General features: G+C 66.3%; 3 protein-coding genes and 1 pseudogene. All 4 read right to left on the reverse strand.

The genetic code is table 11. The features are described from left to right. A partial coding sequence (locus Q4F04_RS15310) for a TRAP transporter small permease subunit (protein ID WP_368660739.1) occupies window positions 1-275 on the reverse strand: 275 nt, incomplete at its 3' end. Then, a pseudogene (locus Q4F04_RS15315) lies at window positions 272-1,240 on the reverse strand (TRAP transporter substrate-binding protein). The gene Q4F04_RS15310 and the pseudogene Q4F04_RS15315, both read right to left, overlap by 4 nt. A gap of 57 nt (window positions 1,241-1,297) precedes the next feature. Next, window positions 1,298-2,050: an SDR family NAD(P)-dependent oxidoreductase gene (locus Q4F04_RS15320; RefSeq protein ID WP_303370656.1), complete on the reverse strand. Its 753-nt coding sequence runs from the start codon at window positions 2,048-2,050 to the stop codon at window positions 1,298-1,300. Window positions 2,051-2,092: 42 nt separating this feature from the next. Then, window positions 2,093-2,808, reverse strand: a 716-nt coding sequence (locus Q4F04_RS15325; RefSeq protein WP_303370657.1) for a transketolase family protein, incomplete at its 5' end; no start/stop codon positions are given.

Genomic DNA, 2,808 nt, shown 5'->3' on the forward strand with positions numbered 1-2,808 from the left:
GTGATCGCGATGTTGCGGCTTTGCACCGTGGCGATGACGACGCCCCCGGCGATCAGCCAAGGCAGGAGGATCGCGTGGATGTCGTAGGCCCAGTCGAGACCGCGGCCGGACGCATAACGCAGGATCACGTTCGCCATCAGCCCGATGAACAGCACGACCAGAGTCACGACGCAGATCAGCCGGCCGGACATCTCCAGCGTGGAAACGATGTTCCGCAGGATGGAGGGCGCCGGGCGCCCGTCCTCCTTGCTCATGACGGGTGCGGGGCTGGTCATTTCCGCGCCTCCGCCACGATCTTGTCGACCAGCTCGGGGAAGCGTTCGCGCCATTCGTCATAGACACTGGCCGTCGCGTCGATGAAGGCCTGCCGGTCAGCCAGTTCCGTGATGATCGCACCTTCCTGTTCCAGCTTGGCCCGGACCTCGGTTTCCGCCTTCTGCGCCGTGTCGCGCTGGAAGGCCGTCGCCTCGTCTGCGGACTGCTGGACGCAGGCCTGGTTCTCGGGCGAGAGCGACGCCCACCAGGCCATGCTGGCCAGCAGGGGCGAGGTCTCGTACTTGTGGCCGGTCAGCGAGATGTACTTCGTGATCTCGTGCAGCTTGGACGAATAGATGTTCGTCAGCGGATTTTCCTGCGCCTCGAAGACGCCGGACTGGAGCGCAGTCGGCAGCTCGGCAAAGGTCAGCGGCGCGGGATTGGCCTTCAGCGTGTTGAAGATCGAGATGGTCATGTCATCCGGCGGCGTGCGGATCTTGACGCCCTCAAGATCGGCGGGCGTGGTGATCGACTTGGACAGATGGGTGACGTGGCGGATGCCATTGTCCCAGAAGCCCAGCAGCTTCAGGCCGGGCGCCTGCGAGCGCTCGTCGATCATGCCCCTGATGTCGCCGTCGATCACCGACCAGGACGTCTGCGCATCCTGGAACAGTTAGTGCATGCCGATCACGTTCAGCTCGGGCACGATCTGCGCGGTCGCGCCCTGGCTGTTCGCCGTCATCTGGATCACGTTGGCCGAGGTCGAGGTCAGCGCCTCGACATCGTCGCCCATCGTCGCGGCGCCGGCCACGCTGACGGTGATGTTGCCGTTGCTGCAGGCCGCCACCTTTTCGGCGAAGAAGTCGGCCGCCAGCGACCGCGGATTGCCCGGCGGCTGCGCATGGGCAAGGATGACGGTTTCGGCATGGGCCATGCCCGACAGAGCAGCAGTGCAGAGCAGCGCTGCAAGAGTGATGCGTTTCATGAGGTTTCCTCCCAAGGATTGAATTCGCCCGCCGCCTCCTCGCGGCGGGACAGGTGTTCAGTGGATCAGCGAACCTCCGTTCACGTCCACTTCCGTGCCGGTGCAGTAGGCCGACAGGTCCGAGGCCAGGAACAGCGCACAGCCGGCGACATCGGAGGCTGCGCCCGCACGCCCCATCGGAATGCCGGCGAGAATCTGTTCGTTCATCTCGGGCGTCAGCTTGCCCGCAGTGATGTCGGTCGCGATGAAGCCGGGACAGATCGCGTTCACGCGGACATTGTCGGGGGCAAGCTCGCGCGCCATGGCCTTGGTCAGGCCCAGGACGCCTGCCTTGGCGGCTGAGTAGTGCGGTCCGCCGAAGATGCCGCCCCCGCGCTGCGCCGAGACCGAGCTGAGGTTGACGATGCTGCCCGACTTTTGCGCGCGCATGGCCGGGATCACCGCCTGGCTCATGTAGAGCGTGCCGCGCAGGTTCACATCGAGCACGGCGTCATAGTTCTGTGGTGCAATGTCCATGATCTTCAGCGGCTGGGTGATGCCGGCATTGTTGACCAGCACGTCGATCCGGCCCCATCGGTCCAGCAGCGCCCTGACCGCAGCCTCGCAGCCTGCCTTGTCGGTTACGTTGCAGGCCAGGCCCACATGCCCCTCGCCCAGGTCGGCCGCCGCGGCCTCGGCGGCGGCGGCGTCCAGGTCCAGGATGGCCACCGTTGCGCCATGTTCCGCGAACATCGCGGCGGTTGCCTTGCCCAGGCCGCGCGCCGAGGCCGCGCCCGTCACGATGGCATACTTGTCCGTCAGAAGCCCCATGGCCTCTTTCCTCTCTGTTGCGATCTCAGAATTCTGTGGCGGTCAGAGCCAGCCCCTGATCCGTTCGGCGACCTTGTCGACGGTCAGACCGTACATCTCGTGCAGCGTCGGCAGCGCGCCGGCCTCGAGGAACTGGTCGGGCAGCCCGATCATGCGGAACGTGGGCGTGATCCCGTTCGTTAGCAGCGTGCTGGCCACCGCCTCGCCCAGACCGCCGACGACCGTGTGGTTCTCGGCCGTGACGACCAGGCGACCACCCCGGCCCGCTTCGGCGAGGATCGTCGCGGCGTCGAAGGGCTTGATCGTCGGTACGTGCAGCACGGCGACATCCACGTTGTCCGCGGCGAGCCGTTCGGCCGCGTCCAGCGCGCGCATGGTCATGAAGCCGGTCGAGATGATCAGCACGTCCCGTCCGTCCCGGATCACCTGGGCCTTGCCCAGCTGGAAGCGGTAGTCGGGCTTGTGGCGCGTCAGGACGCTCGGCACCTTGCCGCGCGGCAGGCGGGCATAGACGGGTCCGTCATGCGCGGCGATCTGCGGCACCATGCCGATGATGTCGTCGGCGTCGCAGGGGTCGATGATCGTCATGTTAGGCAGGCCGCGAAAGATCGCCAGGTCCTCGGTCGCCTGGTGGCTCGGCCCATAGCCGGTGGTCAGCCCCGGCAGGGCGCAGCAGATCTTGACCGGCAGGTTTTCCTCGGCGATCGCCATGGCGATGAAGTCATAGGCCCGGCGCGAGGCGAAGACGGCGTAGGTCG

It is taken from the genome of Paracoccus sp. (in: a-proteobacteria), assembly GCF_030536915.1.
Taxonomy (GTDB): Bacteria; Pseudomonadota; Alphaproteobacteria; order Rhodobacterales; family Rhodobacteraceae; genus Paracoccus.